This is a genomic window from Klebsiella sp. GG_Kp173, assembly GCF_040062415.1.
Lineage (GTDB): Bacteria > Pseudomonadota > Gammaproteobacteria > Enterobacterales > Enterobacteriaceae > Klebsiella > Klebsiella quasipneumoniae.
The window spans coordinates 87,704-104,702 of sequence record NZ_JBEAFZ010000077.1 but is presented as its reverse complement, the minus strand read 5'-3'; the positions used below and the strand labels follow the sequence as shown (position 1 = coordinate 104,702).

The 16,999-nt window shown below is 58.2% G+C and carries 19 protein-coding genes; 9 read left to right on the top strand and 10 right to left on the bottom strand.

The annotated features are described in order from the left end of the window. Positions 1 to 431: 431 nt before the first annotated feature. Both ABLU50_RS16820 and ABLU50_RS16815 read left to right on the top strand, forming a co-directional pair. A complete protein-coding gene (locus ABLU50_RS16820; RefSeq protein ID WP_072206921.1) occupies positions 432 to 1,808 on the top strand; it encodes a cystathionine beta-synthase in 1,377 nt (458 codons plus the stop codon). A 10-nt stretch (positions 1,809 to 1,818) separates the two neighbouring features. Continuing rightward, entirely contained in the window at positions 1,819 to 2,967 is a 1,149-nt protein-coding gene (locus ABLU50_RS16815; RefSeq protein WP_004205199.1) for a PLP-dependent aspartate aminotransferase family protein, read from the top strand. Here ABLU50_RS16815 and ABLU50_RS16810 read toward each other — a convergent pair whose 3' ends face one another. After that, the gene (locus tag ABLU50_RS16810; protein ID WP_087833146.1) at positions 2,968 to 3,879 is read right to left on the bottom strand and encodes a LysR family transcriptional regulator; all 912 of its coding nucleotides are present in this window, start codon (positions 3,877 to 3,879) and stop codon (positions 2,968 to 2,970) included. It lies immediately after the preceding gene. Between the two features lie 97 nt (positions 3,880 to 3,976). Between ABLU50_RS16810 and ABLU50_RS16805 the strand changes: the two genes are divergently transcribed. From ABLU50_RS16805 to ABLU50_RS16795, 3 genes are all read left to right on the top strand, one after another. Further along, positions 3,977 to 4,579, top strand: a complete 603-nt coding sequence (locus tag ABLU50_RS16805) for a short chain dehydrogenase (RefSeq protein WP_087833147.1) — start codon at positions 3,977 to 3,979, stop codon at positions 4,577 to 4,579. 86 nt (positions 4,580 to 4,665) lie between these two features. Further along, positions 4,666 to 5,004 carry a hypothetical protein gene (locus ABLU50_RS16800; RefSeq protein ID WP_087833195.1) on the top strand — a complete coding sequence of 113 codons (339 nt, stop codon included), beginning with the start codon at positions 4,666 to 4,668 and terminating at the stop codon, positions 5,002 to 5,004. A gap of 205 nt (positions 5,005 to 5,209) precedes the next feature. Further along, a complete protein-coding gene (locus tag ABLU50_RS16795; protein WP_004205204.1) occupies positions 5,210 to 5,398 on the top strand; it encodes a hypothetical protein in 189 nt (62 codons plus the stop codon). A 195-nt stretch (positions 5,399 to 5,593) separates the two neighbouring features. Here ABLU50_RS16795 and ABLU50_RS16790 read toward each other — a convergent pair whose 3' ends face one another. The 3 genes from ABLU50_RS16790 to ABLU50_RS16780 all read right to left on the bottom strand — a co-directional run bounded on the left by ABLU50_RS16790 (position 5,594) and on the right by ABLU50_RS16780 (position 8,975). Further along, positions 5,594 to 6,775 (bottom strand): PLP-dependent aminotransferase family protein, encoded by a 1,182-nt coding sequence (locus ABLU50_RS16790; RefSeq protein ID WP_323083822.1) that lies wholly within the window; start codon positions 6,773 to 6,775, stop codon positions 5,594 to 5,596. A 150-nt stretch (positions 6,776 to 6,925) separates the two neighbouring features. Then, complete coding sequence (gss, locus tag ABLU50_RS16785; protein WP_004205206.1) at positions 6,926 to 8,791, bottom strand: bifunctional glutathionylspermidine amidase/synthase; 1,866 nt, start codon at positions 8,789 to 8,791, stop codon at positions 6,926 to 6,928. 76 nt (positions 8,792 to 8,867) lie between these two features. After that, the gene (locus ABLU50_RS16780) at positions 8,868 to 8,975 is read right to left on the bottom strand and encodes a hypothetical protein (protein WP_032426103.1); all 108 of its coding nucleotides are present in this window, start codon (positions 8,973 to 8,975) and stop codon (positions 8,868 to 8,870) included. Between the two features lie 34 nt (positions 8,976 to 9,009). Here ABLU50_RS16780 and ABLU50_RS16775 point away from each other — a divergent pair, with 34 nt between their 5' ends. Next, complete coding sequence (locus tag ABLU50_RS16775; protein WP_004150918.1) at positions 9,010 to 9,570, top strand: thioredoxin domain-containing protein; 561 nt, start codon at positions 9,010 to 9,012, stop codon at positions 9,568 to 9,570. A 47-nt stretch (positions 9,571 to 9,617) separates the two neighbouring features. Next, positions 9,618 to 10,484: a glutathione-dependent disulfide-bond oxidoreductase gene (gene yghU / locus ABLU50_RS16770; protein WP_008806496.1), complete on the top strand. Its 867-nt coding sequence runs from the start codon at positions 9,618 to 9,620 to the stop codon at positions 10,482 to 10,484. 35 nt (positions 10,485 to 10,519) lie between these two features. On the opposite strand, the gene ABLU50_RS16765 is transcribed toward yghU, so the two are convergent. From ABLU50_RS16765 to exbB, 5 genes are all read right to left on the bottom strand, one after another. Next, a complete protein-coding gene (locus tag ABLU50_RS16765) occupies positions 10,520 to 10,807 on the bottom strand; it encodes a DUF2623 family protein (protein ID WP_004205207.1) in 288 nt (95 codons plus the stop codon). Positions 10,808 to 10,885: 78 nt separating this feature from the next. Beyond that, positions 10,886 to 11,773: a YghX family hydrolase gene (yghX, locus tag ABLU50_RS16760; protein WP_057212943.1), complete on the bottom strand. Its 888-nt coding sequence runs from the start codon at positions 11,771 to 11,773 to the stop codon at positions 10,886 to 10,888. A 121-nt stretch (positions 11,774 to 11,894) separates the two neighbouring features. Further along, positions 11,895 to 12,389 (bottom strand): TIGR00645 family protein, encoded by a 495-nt coding sequence (locus ABLU50_RS16755; protein WP_087833148.1) that lies wholly within the window; start codon positions 12,387 to 12,389, stop codon positions 11,895 to 11,897. Between the two features lie 140 nt (positions 12,390 to 12,529). Beyond that, the gene (gene exbD, locus ABLU50_RS16750; RefSeq protein WP_002916785.1) at positions 12,530 to 12,955 is read right to left on the bottom strand and encodes a TonB system transport protein ExbD; all 426 of its coding nucleotides are present in this window, start codon (positions 12,953 to 12,955) and stop codon (positions 12,530 to 12,532) included. Positions 12,956 to 12,961: 6 nt separating this feature from the next. Continuing rightward, positions 12,962 to 13,693: a tol-pal system-associated acyl-CoA thioesterase gene (gene exbB / locus ABLU50_RS16745; RefSeq protein ID WP_004174395.1), complete on the bottom strand. Its 732-nt coding sequence runs from the start codon at positions 13,691 to 13,693 to the stop codon at positions 12,962 to 12,964. A gap of 250 nt (positions 13,694 to 13,943) precedes the next feature. Between exbB and metC the strand changes: the two genes are divergently transcribed. Both metC and yghB read left to right on the top strand, forming a co-directional pair. Next, the gene (metC, locus tag ABLU50_RS16740) at positions 13,944 to 15,131 is read left to right on the top strand and encodes a cystathionine beta-lyase (RefSeq protein ID WP_004205213.1); all 1,188 of its coding nucleotides are present in this window, start codon (positions 13,944 to 13,946) and stop codon (positions 15,129 to 15,131) included. A gap of 131 nt (positions 15,132 to 15,262) precedes the next feature. Then, positions 15,263 to 15,922, top strand: a complete 660-nt coding sequence (yghB, locus tag ABLU50_RS16735) for a DedA family general envelope maintenance protein YghB (protein WP_004205217.1) — start codon at positions 15,263 to 15,265, stop codon at positions 15,920 to 15,922. Between the two features lie 51 nt (positions 15,923 to 15,973). On the opposite strand, the gene ABLU50_RS16730 is transcribed toward yghB, so the two are convergent. Continuing rightward, entirely contained in the window at positions 15,974 to 16,873 is a 900-nt protein-coding gene (locus ABLU50_RS16730; RefSeq protein WP_017899753.1) for an AraC family transcriptional regulator, read from the bottom strand. Positions 16,874 to 16,999: the final 126 nt, after the last annotated feature.

Here is a 16,999-nt window from a genome sequence, read left to right as displayed (position 1 = left end):
CAACGCCTGCGGCGTTAGTCCGAGTCCGGGCACCACTATTTAAAGAACCCGCCCAAAAGGCGGGTTTTTGCGTTTCTGTAGCCGGACTCTTCATCGAACATCGCTAACCCGTGATTCTCTGCTGCACTTTTCTCCTGGTGAGCCAGCTGCCACTTAACGGCCAGCGCAGACCGCCTCTCCCCATAGAATCTTTTCGCAAATACATTTTCAAATATCAGATAACCCGCTGATTCAAATCGCCATTCTGTCGTTAAAAGCGGCTAATAACGCCCTTTTCTGGCAATCGATCCGCCCAGGCGGCTACCCTGCTTTCCCTCCGGATGGCTGAACAGCATCTTATATTCCATTTTGCGCTAAATGACAGAGAAATGTTCTTTAAATTACCGATTTCACAGCCCTACCATGCAAAAATATCTTAAACGAGTGGGTAAATGGTTATGTCACTGTTTCATTCCGTGAGCGACCTGATCGGTCATACTCCCCTGCTCCAGTTGCACAAACTGGATACCGGGCCCTGCAGTCTGTTTTTAAAACTGGAAAATCAGAACCCGGGCGGATCAATTAAAGATCGGGTTGCGCTGTCGATGATTAACGAAGCCGAGCGCCAGGGCAAACTGGCGCCCGGCGGGACAATTATCGAAGCCACTGCCGGCAATACCGGCCTCGGCCTGGCGCTGATCGCGGCGCAGAAAAATTACCGCCTGATCCTGGTGGTGCCGGACAAAATGAGCCGCGAGAAAATCTTTCACCTGCGGGCGCTGGGCGCGACGGTGCTGCTCACCCGTTCCGACGTCAATAAAGGTCACCCGGCCTATTACCAGGATTATGCCCGCCGCCTTGCCGATGAAACGCCGGGGGCTTTTTATATCGACCAGTTTAACAACGACGCTAATCCGCTGGCGCACGCGACCTCCACCGCGCCAGAACTTTTCCAGCAGCTGGAGGGCGACATCGACGCCATCGTGGTCGGCGTTGGCTCTGGCGGCACGCTGGGCGGGCTTCAGGCCTGGTTTGCAGAACACTCGCCGAAAACGGAATTTATCCTCGCCGATCCGGCGGGCTCGATCCTTGCCGATCAGGTTGATACCGGACGCTACGGCGAAACGGGATCCTGGCTGGTCGAAGGGATTGGAGAAGATTTCATCCCGCCGCTGGCCAGGCTGGAGGGGGTGCATACCGCCTATCGCATCAGCGACCGCGAAGCGTTCCACACCGCGCGCCAGCTGCTGCTGGTCGAAGGTGTGCTGGCCGGATCCTCCACCGGCACCCTGCTCAGCGCCGCGCTGCGCTACTGCCGGGCGCAAAGCCGTCCGAAGCGGGTGGTGACCTTCGCCTGCGACAGCGGCAATAAATACCTGTCAAAAATGTTCAACGACGACTGGATGCGCCAGCAAGGGCTAATCGCCCGCCCCGAACAGGGCGATCTCAGTGATTTTATCGCCCTGCGCCATGACGAAGGCGCTACCGTCACGGCCGCGCCGGACGACACCCTGGCCGCGGTCTTTACCCGCATGCGGCTGTATGACATCTCCCAACTGCCGGTTCTGGAGGATGGCCGCGTGGTCGGCATCGTCGATGAGTGGGATTTGATCCGCCACGTACAGGGCGATCGCCAACGCTTCTCCCTGCCGGTCAGCGAAGCGATGAGCCGCCATGTTGAAACTCTCGATAAGCGTGCGCCAGAGAGCGAACTGCAGGCCATTCTCGATCGCGGTCTGGTGGCGGTGATCGCTGACAACGCGCGTTTTCTTGGCCTGGTCACCCGCAGCGATGTACTGACCGCCTGGCGTAACCGAGTAGCACAATAAGGAATTTTTTATGTCATCTATCCACACCCTGAGCGTACATAGCGGAACCTTCACCGACAGCCACGGCGCAGTGATGCCGCCTATTTATGCCACCTCCACTTTCGCTCAGCCGGCGCCGGGGCAGCATACCGGCTATGAATATTCCCGCAGCGGGAATCCTACCCGCCATGCGCTGGAGACGGCGATCGCCGACCTGGAAAACGGTACGCGCGGCTACGCGTTCGCCTCCGGGCTGGCCGCCATCGCCACCGTGCTGGAGCTGCTGGATAAGGACAGTCACCTGGTGGCGGTCGATGATGTGTATGGCGGCACTTACCGCCTGCTGGAAAACGTACGCCGCCGTAGCGCTGGTCTGCAGGTGAGCTGGGTGAAACCCGACGACCTGGCGGGAATTGAAGCGGCGATCCGCCCCGATACGCGCATGATCTGGGTGGAAACGCCCACCAACCCGCTGCTGAAGCTGGCGGATCTCAGCGCTATCGCCGCTATCGCGCGCCGCCATAACCTGATCAGCGTCGCCGATAACACTTTCGCCTCGCCGGCGATCCATCGCCCGCTGGAGCACGGGTTTGATATTGTGGTCCACTCCGCGACTAAGTACCTCAATGGCCATTCCGATGTCGTCGCCGGCCTGGCGGTGGTCGGCGATAACGCCGCGCTCGCGGAGAAGCTTGGCTACCTGCAGAATGCGGTAGGCGGCGTACTCGACCCGTTCAGCAGCTTCCTGACGCTACGCGGCATCCGCACCCTGGCGCTGCGGATGGAGCGTCATAGCGCGAACGCGCTGCAGCTCGCCGAATGGCTGGAACAGCAGCCGGAAGTGGAGCGCGTCTGGTTCCCCTGGCTGGCCTCGCACCCGCACCATCAGCTTGCGCGCCGGCAAATGGCCCTGCCCGGCGGCATGATTTCGGTAGTGGTGAAAGGCGATGACGGTTACGCCGAACGCATCATCAGCAAGCTGCGCTGGTTCACCCTTGCGGAGAGTCTGGGCGGCGTCGAGAGCCTGGTGAGCCAGCCCTTCAGCATGACCCATGCCTCGATCCCGCTGGAGAAGCGCCTGGCGAACGGCATCACGCCGCAGCTGATCCGCCTGTCGGTCGGGATCGAAGATCCTCACGATCTGATTGCCGACTGGCAGCAGGCGCTTCGGGAGGAGTGATTATTCCGACGCGCGGGTCGTCGCCAGCGCGTCAGGCATTCCCTGCTGAAGGTGGGCGATAAACTGCGTCAACTTCGGCAGGGGCCGGCGATCCTGGCGCCAGAGCAGATGCACGGGCCTCGGCTGTGGGGTCCACGCCTCCAGCACCCGCACCAGGCTGCCGCTGGCCAGCGCATCGGCCAGCAGTACCTCCGGCTGCATCAGCAGCCCAGCCCCGGCGATCGCCGCCTGGCGCAGCGCATAGCCATCGTTACAGCGCAAAACCGCATCGCGCTTCCAGCGCACTTCCCCCTCCATGCCCGGCAGCCGCCACTCGTTGCGGGCGGTCCAGACCGTATGGGACAGGCAGAGATGATCGGCGAGATCTTCCGGCCTCCCTGGCATTCCGTAACGCGCCAGATAAGCCGGCGCGGCGCAGATCACCATCCGATAGGGCGCCAGATAGCGGGCCACCAGATCCTCCTGATGGATCTCGCCAATGCGGATCGCCAGGTCGAAACCTTCATCTACCAGATCGACCATCCGGTTGGTCAGATCCAGTTCCACTCGGACCGCTGGCCAGGCTTGCAGAAAGGTGGCGGTCAGGGGCGCAATCACGCTGGCGCCGAACGAGGTGGGCGCGCTCACCCGCAGAGTGCCGGCGGGCGCCAGCCGCAGCCGCTCAACGGCGCTTTCGGCGATGGAGACCTGCTCCATCACCCGTTTCGCTTCGTCAAAATAGACCCGCCCGGCGTCGGTGAGGCTCTGGCGTCGGGTGTTACGCTCCAGCAGGCGCGTCGCCAGCTGGGTTTCCAGCTGGGCGATATATTTCCCGACCATCACCGCCGACAGCCCCAGGCGCGACGCCGCCCCGGTAAAGCTGCCGCACTCCACCACGGCAATAAACGTCTCCATCCCTCGCAGCTTATCCATATTGCTAACCTCTGGTTAGTAATGTTCTAACTTTTAGCCAGTTTATCCGATATCCGTTTTATTAAAGAATAGCCTCTCACCTCATCAGGAGTCTGCCATGAAAATTATCGTTGTCGGTGCCAGCGGCACCATTGGTCGCGCGGTCAGCGAAGAACTGAGCCAGAGACATGACGTTATCCGCGTCGGCCGCACCCGGGGGGATTATCAGGTGGATATCACCTCGCAGGAGAGCGTCGAGGCGCTGTTTGCGCAGACCGGCGAAGTAGACGCCATCGTCTCCACCACCGGTAATCTGCACTTTGGGCCGTTAAGCACCATGACCGACAGCCAGTTCAACCTCGGTCTGCAGGACAAACTGCTGGGGCAAATTCGCCTGGCGCTGGTCGGCCAGCATTTCCTGCGCGACGGCGGGTCGATTACCCTGGTCAGCGGCATTGTCGCGCAGGAGCCGATTGCTCAGGGCGTCAATGCCACGACGGTCAACGCCGGTCTGGAAGGCTTTGTGCGGGCCGCCGCCTGCGAACTGCCGCGCGGGATCCGCATCAATCTCATCAGCCCCACCGTGCTCAGCGAGTCGCTGGCGGCCTACGGCGACTTTTTCCCGGGCTTTCCCAGCGTTCCCGCCGCCGCCGTAGCACAGGCCTATCGCCGCAGCATTGAAGGGGTGCAAACCGGCCGCATCTACCCGGTCGGCTACTAGCCAGTGCCGGCCCGCCGGGGCCGGCGCTTACATCAGGCCGTCGTTGCAGGTACACTGACGGCTGATTGTCTCCGGCCGAAAAACTGATGTTGAAAAAATTATCCTTTATTATCCCGCTGCTGGCGCTTACCGTGCTGCTGGTCTGGTGGTTCACTCCGCATTACACCGAGGAAGACGAAGCTTACTACCGGGCGGTATTTTGCGTGATCGATCATGACGACAGCCGCCAGTTCCTCCACGATATGCAAAACATCGTCGAGGGGGGGAATTCTGACTACGCGCTGCATAAAGCACATTACCTGCCGGCGCTGGGGCAGCGGATGCTGGACACCTGGCATCAGCTCAGCCCGCAGGAACAGCAGGCGCTGCGTCAGGACCAGCAGCGCTGTGGCGAGATATTACGAGCAAAACAGCAGGGTAAATAATCCCGGCGGGCTGGCGAAACCGCAGCCCGTCACAGCGCCCGATAAGATCCCGCTGTTGACGAGCGGATCGCTGTCACAAAATCCTCCTCTATCACCGAGCCACAGGAGGACGTTTTTTTCTGCAGTCGTATACGATAAAAAGTAGTTGATCTGGTACGAACTAACTCTTATTTTGCTTCTCAGTTTTCAAAATGAGATAAAACTGATGCCTGTCATTATTGCCAGTAGTGTTAAAGAAGCCAAAGCGTTAATTAACGGTGGGGAATACAGGGAAATTATTCTTAACTTCGATATTGATGCCGATGACTTTTTCTCTCTCGCCAGCCATTCGGCTGGGACAAAAATCTCCATCTCCGACCGAAACGATCGTTCTCCGGTAAAATCAGCAAAATAATTAACCCGCGAGGGACATCTATGTGGTTGTTTATTGGTACCTTTGCGGTGGCTTTTCTCGCAGCGCTGATGTTGGTCTGGCTGGATGATCGCATCGTCGATACGGAGTGATCCCAGCGCTGAACGCTAGCGTCACTCCCTCTCGCTATTGAAGCGAAGAGGATGCGCCGCCGCTAAGCGGCGCACAGCAGGACCGTTACAGGGAGGCCGCCAGCCGCTCAACGGCGGTCAGCAGCCCGGCTTCCGACACCGTTGAGTAGGAAAGACGCAGGGTACGGGTATCCGGATTATCGTGATAAAACGCTTCCCCCGGAACGTATACCACGCCGTTTTCCAGCGTTTTCTTCATCCATGCCATGGTATCGAACGGATAGCGGAAACGCGCCCACAGGAACATCCCCCCCTGCGGGCGGCTGAATTCCAGGTGCTCGCCAAGGCGGCTTTCCAGCGCATCGGCCAGCGCCACGCACTTCTTGCGATAGTCTTCGCGAATCAACGCAATCTGGTTATCCAGCCGGTTCAGACTGAGGTATTCCGCGGTGATCACCTGCGACAGCATATTGGTATGCAGATCCGCCGCCTGCTTCACAATCACCGTCTGCTGCGCCAGCCAGTCCGGCATGACGATCCAGCCGATACGCATCCCTGGCGCGAGGATCTTTGAAAACGTCGAGGTGTAAACCACTTGATCTTCACAGCCCAGCTCAACGGCGTGCTGATAGAGCGGACGTCGCACGGCGTCAGTAAAGCTAATTTCACCGTAGGGATCGTCTTCCAGAATGACGAAGTCATATTTTTTCGCCAGCTCGACCAGCCGGCGACGACGCGCCTCGCTCAGCGTTTTACCGCCGGGGTTGCCGAACGTCGGCACCAGGTAGACGGCTTTGACGCGGGTGGTCTCCAGCAGGTCAGCCAGCTGCTCCACCAGCATCCCGTCATCATCGGTATCGACGCTGAGAATATTGGCCTGCGCCAGCTGAAACACCTGCAGCGCCGCCAGATAGGTGGGTCGCTCAACGATGATAGTATCGCCTGGATCGAGCAGCGTGCGGGCAACGATATCCAGCGATTGCTGGGAGCCGGAGGTGATATAGACCTGAGCGGCTGAACAGGTCACGCCACGGGAGTGGCAGATTTCACTCACCGCCTGACGCAGCGGCGGGTAGCCTTCCGTCAGACCGTACTGAAATGCGTCATGAAAACGCTCGCTCATCACCTTCTGCACCGCCAGCTCCAGGCCTTCGGTATCAAACAGTTCCGGGGCCGGAATGCCGCCGCCAAGCGAGATCACGCCCGGCAGTTTACTGTGCTTGAGAAGTTCGCGGACGGCGGAGGGCTTGAGTTCACCCGCGCGGGCGGCGAGACGCCGATCGTGCATACTATTTTCCTTTTCTGTCTTGTTGTTGTGTTAATTATCTTGGCTTTATTGCAGGTGTTCCCCGGCGGCGCTTACCAGTCCGGGCTATCCTTGTTCGTGTCTCTGCGCTCTCCCCGGACAGGGCAGGAGCCGCTATCCGGGGTCAGCACGTCACGCTTTGTCTTTCAATACGATCAGCGGCTCTATGTCGCTCTCTTTTTTCACCACCAGCGACGAATCGCCGCGCAGGCAGGTACCGCCGTAGTTACCGCCGACGGTAAATGTGCACACCTGAATGTACTTACCGTCCACTTTCGGCAGGCACCACAGCTGCTGGTAGATATTCTTGCGATCGACAAACTGGCCGCTGGTCTTATCCAGAACCTCATCCTGAGGCCCGATCAGGTCGATATTGTTCCCGCAGCGCCCGGAAATAGGCTTCACGGCATAGCCGGTTTTCGCCAGCTCGTCGTTAACCACAAAATCGGTATCCAGCAGATAGCGATGATGCGGGAACAGCGACCACAGCACCGGCAGGATCGCTTTGTTGCCCGGGATCACCGTCCACAGGGGTTCGAATACCAATACTTCAGGACGCAGCAGGACGTCAATCAGTCGCACCTCATTCTGTGGATGCCCGGTACGAATCGGCACCGCCGCGTACTCATCGGCGCTGACTTCGCGCACCTGCTCAATGGCGGTTTCCCACGCCCAGGTTTTCCAGACGCAGTTGACCAGCCGCCCGTCGGCGTCGATCAGCTGGCCGGCCGCATCCCAGCGCAGTTCATCGAGGCCAAAGAGAATTTTGCTCTCGAAACCGGCCTGGGTCAGCGAACGCTGGATAAACTTCGCGTGGTAATTCTCTTCCAGATCCTTGTCCTGCATGATGTGCACGAAAGGCCGCGCCCGGCTGTGTTTCCACGCTCCCGCCAGCTCATCGAGCAGACCTTCCGCCGGATTGTGACCAGTGCCATAGTAGCCCTGCTTCAACCACTGCTCGAGGATCAGCCCGCCTTCGGTATGGCAGGAGGCGGAGTCGGCATTGTACTCGTATACCTTCAGCCCGCGCTCGTCCATGCAAAAATCCATGCGCCCGGTGATCATATGATGACGCCGGCGCTGCCAGGAGAGACGCAAACGCGGCCAGAGGATTTTCGGGATATCGAACAGCGCCAGCAGGTTATCATCCTTCATCACCTTATCGGTGGCGTGCAGATACATCAGGTGCAGCTCGTTGGTGGCTTTAATCAGCTCCTGTTCGGCGCTTTCGCTGATAGTGAAATACTGATAAGGATCCTGATTGATAAAATGGCCGTTGGCCGCCACGTAGGCTTTCTGCAGCGGATCTTTCTCGTTCAGCCATTTGCCGCGGAACTGGCCGTTATTCGGCAGCCGCGCGCCCTTGATCGCCATCGCCTCACCCGGCAGTACCGGCTGCGGCAGGCTGTGTTCGGTATCGGCGGTCTGGATCATCCAGCCTAAAATTTCGGTATCGGCAAAGGTATCTTTGATGGTGTACCGGCCGGCGTTGACCTCGAGGGTCAGCTCTCGGGTCCACTGCTGGCCCTGTGGCAGCGGCGAGTGAATGACGTTCTGCTCGGCGATACGCACCTTATTGCCGACAAGCTGGGTGATCACCGCGACATGGCCGGTGTGCTTGAACTCGCCGCCCTTCTGCCAGATCAGCAGCGAACCAGCGATCGGCGGACGACGGGAGCCGTTGGCGAAGGCCTGAAGCGGGAGAATGTTGTCATTGACCACTTCGCGCAGAAAGCGCAGGGAGAAGATTTCATAGGCCATCCCCACATCGGTAAAGACAAACCCGTAGGTCAGGAACAGAAAGCGGCGCGCAAACTCCACGCACTGCCATTTATGCCCCATATACTCATTGCCGATGTAGCTGCGAAACGTCGCGTCATCCGGATAATCCTGTGGATTTAAGCTACTGTAATTCGATGAATAAATTGCCACGCCGCCGGGCGCGTAGCCTAACAATGTCCCAAACGGGGCGTCACTGCTTGTCGATCCTTTGCTCATTTAGCCTGACCTCAAATTAATGCAGCCCGGGCAGTTGGCGAAACAAAACTCCCTCTTCTTATCCTGCCGCAGGCACTTACCAGACAGAGGTGTAACGATGATACCACTCATTCGTTTCGCTAATCGTGCCGTTAAGGAAAATAACCCTGCAGCCGGAAGCAGAAGTGATATCGTTATCGGTGATATAACAAAAAACAACGCAACATCAGGAGTCGACAATGAGCACACCCTCGCATCTGAATGCCCAACCGCTGGTCTGGGGACACGGCCCGCGGACGTTTGAGGTGTTCCTTGAGCCCACCTGCCCCTACTCTGTCCGCGCGTTTAATAAACTCGACGATCTGCTCGATGAGGTCGGCGCCGATAACGTCACCATCAAGATACGGCTGCAATCGCAGCCGTGGCATCTGTTCTCCGGGGTGATTGTCCGCTGCATCCTCGCCGCGTCCACCCTGCCGCACGGCAGAGAGCAGGCGCATAAGGTGATGCAGGCCGTGGCAGACCATCGGGAAGAGTTTGAGTTTACCGATCACTGCAGCGGGCCGAACATGAACGCCACCCCGCAGCAAATCATTGAACGCATTGAGCGCTACAGTCACGTGCTGCTGGGGGCCGCCTTTGCCCGCCCGGAGCTGCAGGACGTGATCAAATGGCACAGTAAATATGCCCGCCAGAACGGCATCCATGTCTCGCCGACCTTTATGGTCAATGGCCTGGTGCAGCCGGATCTGGGCAGCGGCGATGATGTCAGCGTGTGGGCCGCGCGGATTATGGCCTGAGGTCACCTGCTACACTTTTTGTACATCCACGAAAAAGGCAAACCAGCATGTCAGAGCAAAACTACCAGCCACCAAAAGTGTGGGAATGGAAGCAAAACAGCGGCGGCGCGTTCGCCAACATCAACCGTCCCGTTTCCGGCGCGACTCATGAACGCGTCCTGCCGGTGGGAACCCATCCGCTCCAGCTATACTCACTCGGCACGCCCAACGGCCAGAAGGTGACGATCATGCTGGAGGAGCTGCTGGCGTTAGGCGTCAGCGGCGCGGAGTACGACGCCTGGCTGATACGCATTGGCGAAGGGGATCAGTTTTCCAGCGGCTTTGTCGACATCAACCCGAACTCGAAGATCCCGGCGCTGAGCGATCACTCCACCACGCCGCCGACCCGGGTATTCGAGTCCGGCAACATCCTTCTCTACCTGGCGGAAAAATTTGGTTTCTTCCTGCCGAAGGATCCTGCCGGCCGCACTGAAACCCTTAACTGGCTATTCTGGCTGCAGGGCGCCGCGCCCTTCCTGGGCGGCGGCTTCGGCCACTTCTATAACTATGCGCCGGTGAAGATCGAGTACGCGATCGACCGCTTTACGATGGAAGCCAAACGCCAGCTCGACGTGCTGGACAAACAGCTCGCCCGCGGTCGCTATGTAGCCGGCGAGGAGTACACCATCGCCGATATGGCTGTCTGGCCGTGGTATGGCAACGTCGTGCTGGGCAATGTCTATAACGCAGCGGAGTTTCTCGACGCCGGGAGCTATAAAAACGTGCTGCGCTGGGCGCAGGATGTGGGCAACCGCCCGGCGGTCAAGCGGGGACGCATCGTGAACCGCACCAACGGCCCGCTCAATGAGCAGCTGCATGAGCGCCACGACGCCCGCGACTTTGACACCCAAACGGAAGATAAGCGCCAGGCGTAACGCTCTGACCCACCGGAGGCAACCGCCTCCGGTTGTTAGCTTTCCAGCCGATAGCCCGCCATAAAGTAGCGCATCGCGGTCGAGGAACCACTCTCTTTGAAGAAGTCCATCACCATATCTCTGTCAAGGCCATAGCGACGGGTCAGGATCCCCGCCTCCCACGCGCTGAGCTGGCGGTCGCCGGTTTTTTCAAACATGCGGTGCGAGTAACCAAGCACAAACCCGCGTTTATAGTCGGCGCAAAAATTCGCCGCATGCGCGGCGGTATCAGCATAGGATGCCTGTAGCCCCGCCATTAAGCCTTTGCCAAAATGATTTTCCATCAAGCTCTCCCAATCGTTATATAATAAATTATATAGCGTTTTTTTGAGCGAGCGGTAGCGCTATTTATGACGTTTGCGTTAGCGTAAATACTTATCAAACCATGCCAGCGTGCGTTGCCAGGCCAGATCAGCCGCAGCCCGATCGTAGCGCGGCGTAGAATCATTATGAAAGCCGTGATTCACGCCCTGATAGAGATAGGCCTCGTAGACTTTATGGTGTTCCTTCAACGCCTGTTCATAGGCAGGCCAGCCTTCATTAATGCCGCTATCGAGGCCGGCATAGTGCAGCAGCAGCGGCGCTTGAATTTTATCGACCTCCTTCAGCGGCGGCTGGCGGCCGTAAAACGGCACCGCGCAGGCCAGCTCCGGAATGGCAACCGCCGCCGCGTTGCTGACGCCGCCGCCGTAACAAAAACCGGTGATACCGACCTTCCCCGTCGCCTGCGGATGCTTCGCCATAAACGCGACCGCCGCAAAAAAATCATTCATCAGCTTCACGGTATCGACTTTCTGCTGGAGCGCGCGGCCTTCATCATCATTCCCCGGATAGCCGCCGACGGAGCTCAGGCCATCCGGCGCCAGCGCAATATACCCCGCTTTCGCTACCCGCCGGGCGACGTCTTCAATATAGGGATTCAGGCCGCGGTTCTCATGTACCACCACAACGGCGGGCGCTTTATCGGCTATTTTCGTCGGCGTCACCAGGTAAGCCCGCACTTCGCCGTGGCCGTCAGGAGAGGGATAATGAATATACTCCGGGCGGATATCCGGGTCAGTGAACGGTACCTGCTCTGCCAGAGCATAGTCGGGCTTCAGCAGATTAAACAGCGCCAGCGCGGTCATCCCGCCGACGGCATATTTCCCCGCCAGCTGGAGAAACTCGCGTTTGCTGATTTTACCGTGGGCATAGTAGTCATAATACTCAAGCAGCTGCTGCGGGAAATCTTTGGCCGTTAATCGCGTCATCACCCTGCCTCCGTTGTTTATCGCCTTTTAAGCAAAGCAGAAGCCCGGACATACGCCAGCGCAGTAAAGCAGAAACGGGGAGAAAAAAGCCCGGCAGCTGCCACCGCCGGGAGAGAAGGGATTAGTGTTTCACTTTGGTCAGACGATCGAGGTAGCCCATCACAAAGGCCGACAGCACGAAGGTCAGGTGGATAACCACGTACCACATCAGCTTATTGTCCGGGACGTTTTTCGCATCCATAAACACCCGCAGCAGGTGAATAGAGGAGATCGCCACGATGGAGGCGGCAACCTTATTTTTCAGCGAAGTCGCGTCCATTTTGCCCAGCCAACTGAGTTTTTCTTTACCCTCGTTAATATCCAGCTGCGAGACAAAATTTTCATATCCAGAGAACATCACCATCACCAGCAAACCGCCCACCAGGGTCATATCCACCAACGACAGCAGGGTCAGAATCATATCCGACTCACTGACGCTAAAAATATGCGGCAGTATGTGGAAGATCTCCTGAAAAAATTTGATGTTCAGCGCAATCAGACCGAGCGAGAGGCCAAAATAAACCGGCGCCAGCAGCCAGCGCGAGGCGTACATAGCATTTTCCAGAAAGCGTTCCATAAGATCCTGTCAGTTAACAAAAAGAAGCGACATTATATCCCAGACAGATAACGTGATGGCAACGCCAGGCCAACACTTCGCTGGCAGACGACAATAAAAAAGGCCGGCGCGCGGCCAGCCTTTTCAGGAAAAGCATCGGGTTATTTGGCTTTGACGGTCTCTTCGCCCACCAGCCCAATCTTGAGATATCCCGCCTGATGCAGGGTATCCATCACTTTCATCATCGTCTCGTAATCGACGGTTTTATCCGCGCGGAAGAAGACGGTGGTATCTTTTTTGCCGGCGGTCAGGCTATCCAGGGCGTTAATCATATTCGCTTCGGTCACCGGGTCGTTGCCGAGGAACATGCTCTTATCCGCCTTCACCGACAGGTAGATAGGTTTTTCCGGTCGCGGTTGCGGCTGGCTGGAGGAGGCCGGCAGATTCACCTTCACGTCGACCGTCGCCAGCGGCGCGGCCACCATAAAGATAATCAGCAGAACCAGCATGACGTCGATAAACGGCGTCACGTTGATCTCATGCATTTCGCCGTTATCGTCCAGATTTTCATTAAGACGCATCGCCATAGCCGATCAACCTACCCGTAATTTCTGCGCGCTGCGCACCGGCTTCACGCCGCTGGCGCTGAGGTCCAGGTCGCGGCTTTGCAGCAGGAGGACCTGAGCGGCGACGTCACCGAGCGAGGCCTTATAGCTGCCGATCATGCGGGCGAAGATGTTATAGATGACCACCGCCGGGATAGCGGCGAACAGGCCGATGGCCGTCGCCAGCAGCGCTTCCGCGATGCCCGGCGCCACCACCGCAAGGTTGGTGGTCTGGGTCTGAGCGATGCCGATAAAGCTGTTCATGATGCCCCAGACGGTCCCGAACAGGCCCACGAACGGCGAAATGGCGCCGATGGTGGCCAGGTAGCCGTTGCCGCGCCCCATATGGCGACCGACGGCCGCGACGCGGCGCTCAAGGCGGAAACCGGTTCGTTCCTTGATGCCTTCATTGTCTTCGGCGCCGGCGGAGAGTTCGAGTTCGTTCTGCGCTTCATTGATAAGCTGGGTGGTGAGGCTTTTCGCCTCAAAGGCGCTGGCGATATCGCTGGCCTGATCGAGAGAGCGGGCTTCCGCCAGCTGCTGCTGTTCGCGTTTGAGGCGACGCTTACTGGCGAGGATTTCCGCCCCTTTGCCGAAGAAGATGGCCCAGGTGACGACTGACGCCAGAATCAGGCCAATCATCACCACCTTAACGACAATATCAGCATGATGATACATACCCCAAACGGAGAGATCCGCCTGCATCAAATTATTACCCACGCTCTATCTCCACGACGATAATCACAAAATCTGCCCTCAATAATATCAAAACGACATCGAATTGATAGTGGTTCTCATTAGTATTTACACTGTGCAGCAAATCACGTTTATTTTCCTTGCGCTTACGCAGTAAAAAAGTGGCTAACCGCGGGCCTGGTAAAATTTTCGCCTGTATCGGCAGCGCGCTGGTACAGAAAAGAAGAATCATGCTAGTTTAGACGTCCAGACGTATAAAAACAGGTTCATCAACATGGCTGATAAACATCTTGATACCGCGCTGGTCAACGCCGGGCGGAGCAAAAAGTACACCCAGGGCTCAGTGAACAGCGTGATCCAGCGCGCGTCATCGCTGGTTTTCGACACCGTAGAGGCCAAAAAGCACGCCACTCGCAATCGGGCCAACGGCGAGCTGTTTTACGGGCGTCGCGGCACCCTGACCCACTTCTCGCTGCAGGAAGCGATGTGCGAGCTGGAAGGTGGCGCCGGCTGCGCCCTCTTCCCCTGCGGCGCCGCCGCGGTAGCCAACACTATCCTGGCGTTTGTCGAGCAGGGCGACCATGTGCTGATGACCAATACCGCCTATGAGCCAAGCCAGGACTTTTGTACCAAAATTCTCGCTAAACTCGGCGTCACCACCAGCTGGTTCGATCCCTTAATCGGCGCTGATATTGCCCAACTTATTCGGCCGGAGACCCGCGTGGTGTTCCTGGAATCGCCCGGCTCCATCACCATGGAAGTGCATGATGTGCCAGCGATTGTCGCCGCCGTGCGTCAGGTCGCGCCGGAAGCGATTATCATGATCGATAACACCTGGGCGGCGGGGATCCTGTTCAAAGCGCTGGATTTTGGCATTGATATTTCCATCCAGGCAGGCACCAAATACCTGATCGGCCACTCCGACGCCATGGTCGGCACCGCGGTGGCGAACGCGCGCTGCTGGCCGCAGCTGCGTGAGAATGCCTATCTGATGGGGCAAATGCTGGACGCCGATACCGCCTATATGACCAGCCGCGGCCTGCGCACGCTGGGCGTCCGCCTGCGTCAGCATCATGAAAGCAGCCTGCGCATCGCCGAGTGGCTGGCGCAGCATCCGCAGGTGGCGCGGGTCAACCACCCCGCCCTGCCCGGCAGTAAAGGCCATGAGTTCTGGAAACGCGATTTTACCGGCAGCAGCGGGCTGTTCTCGTTTGTGCTCAACAAGCGTCTCAACGACGCTGAGCTGGCAGAGTATCTCGACAACTTCAGCCTGTTCAGCATGGCCTACTCGTGGGGCGGCTTTGAATCGCTGATACTGGCCAATCAGCCGGAGCAAATCGCTCACATCCGACCGGATGCAGAAGTCGACTTCAGCGGCACGCTGATCCGTTTGCACATTGGTCTCGAAAATGTTGACGATCTGCAGGCGGATTTAGCAGCGGGCTTCGCGCGTATCGTGTAAAGTGACAGTCAGTGGCAACAATAGCGGACGCTTTTTATCGGAGCGGCCGCTTTTGTTGCGCCCGGGATCAAGGTGCTCGGGTCTCTTCAGGAGTACACTAGTCAACAATACGGTACCACTTAGGAAAGTCCATGGTTGTCATTCAAGAGATTGTCGCCGCGCTGTGGCAACATGATTTTGCCGCACTGGCGAACCCTCATGTTGTGGGCGTTGTATATCTGGTTATGTTCGCGACCCTGTTTCTGGAAAACGGGCTGCTGCCTGCCTCCTTTTTACCTGGAGACAGCCTGCTGCTGCTCGCCGGCGCGCTGATTGCTAAAGGCGTCATGGACTTTGTGCCCACTATCGCCATTCTGACCGCCGCCGCCAGCCTCGGCTGCTGGCTGAGCTATGTACAGGGGCGCTGGCTGGGCAATACGCAAACGGTGAAAGGCTGGCTGGCGCACCTGCCGCATAAGTACCATCAGCGCGCCACCTGCATGTTTGACCGCCACGGTCTGCTGGCGCTGCTCGCGGGCCGCTTTCTGGCCTTTGTCCGTACCCTGCTGCCAACCATGGCGGGGATTTCCGGTCTGCCGAACCGCCGCTTCCAGTTCTTCAACTGGCTGAGCGCCCTGCTGTGGGTCGGCGTGGTCACGGGCCTCGGCTATGCGCTGAGCATGATCCCGTTCGTGAAACGTCATGAAGATCAGGTGATGACCTGCCTGATGATCCTGCCAATTGCCCTACTGCTGGCTGGCCTGCTCGGCACGCTGTTCGTGGTGATCAAAAAGAAATACTGCAGCGCCTGACGTTGACTGCCGGGGGGGCTGCGCCCGCCCGGCCTGCTCCCTCCCCCGGTTTTACATCCCCTGCATCATACGAATACGCGCGGCGTCTTCCCCGGGCGTCATCCCGAAGTAGCGCTTAAACTCGCGGCTGAACTGGGAAGGACTTTCATAGCCCACCTGTATCGCCGCCGCGCTGGCCTTCATGCCGTCATGGATCATCAGCATGCGCGCCTTGTGCAAACGGTAGGTTTTCAGATACTGCAGCGGCGAAGTGCTGGTCACCGCTTTAAAATTATGGTGAAACGCCGACACGCTCATATTCGCTTCGGCCGCCAGCCGATCGACGCTGAGGTTTTCGGTGTACTGACTCTCGATATGCTTGAGCACGCGGCTAATCAGGCTGAAGTGGGTCTGCCGGCTGACCAGCGCCAGCAGCGCGCCGCCGCAGGGTCCCGTCAGCACATAGTAGAGGATTTCACGGACGATCTGCTTGCCAAGGATCCGCGCGTCCAACGGCCGTTCCATCACGTCGAGCAGCCGTTCAGCAGCGCACAAGATGTCCTCCGAAAGCACTGCGGAGTTTATCCCGCTGGAGGCAACGGCGGGCTGAAACAGCGGATCCTCGCCAATGTCCATCAGCAGCTCCTGCAGCTGCAGGATATCGACGTTCAGGCGCATCCCGGCCAGGGGCACCTCCGGGGTCGCAAAGGTTTCGCACTCGAAGGGCAGCGGTACGGTCAGCAGTAGATATTCGTTTGTATCGTAGCGAAACGTCCGCTCATTGATATAACCAATTTTATGGCCAGAAAAGAGAAAAACGATCCCCGGCTGGTACATCACCGGCATCCGCGGTCCCGGCTGCGTCCCGTACAGCAGCCGAACGTCAGGTAGCAGCGAACTTAACATTTCTTGCTTATCTTTCAGCTGGTTAACCTTCTCTGTCAGTGTCCGACATATCTCTGCGTGTTGCATTGCCACCGTCTCTCCCGATGTTTCTTCACCTATATATTGTGCGAAGGTCGCCGCGGATTCTCCAGCCATATGGAGAAATAGGCAAGACATAGGCAGAAATGTGCATTGAGGGGCAACGGCGCGAGG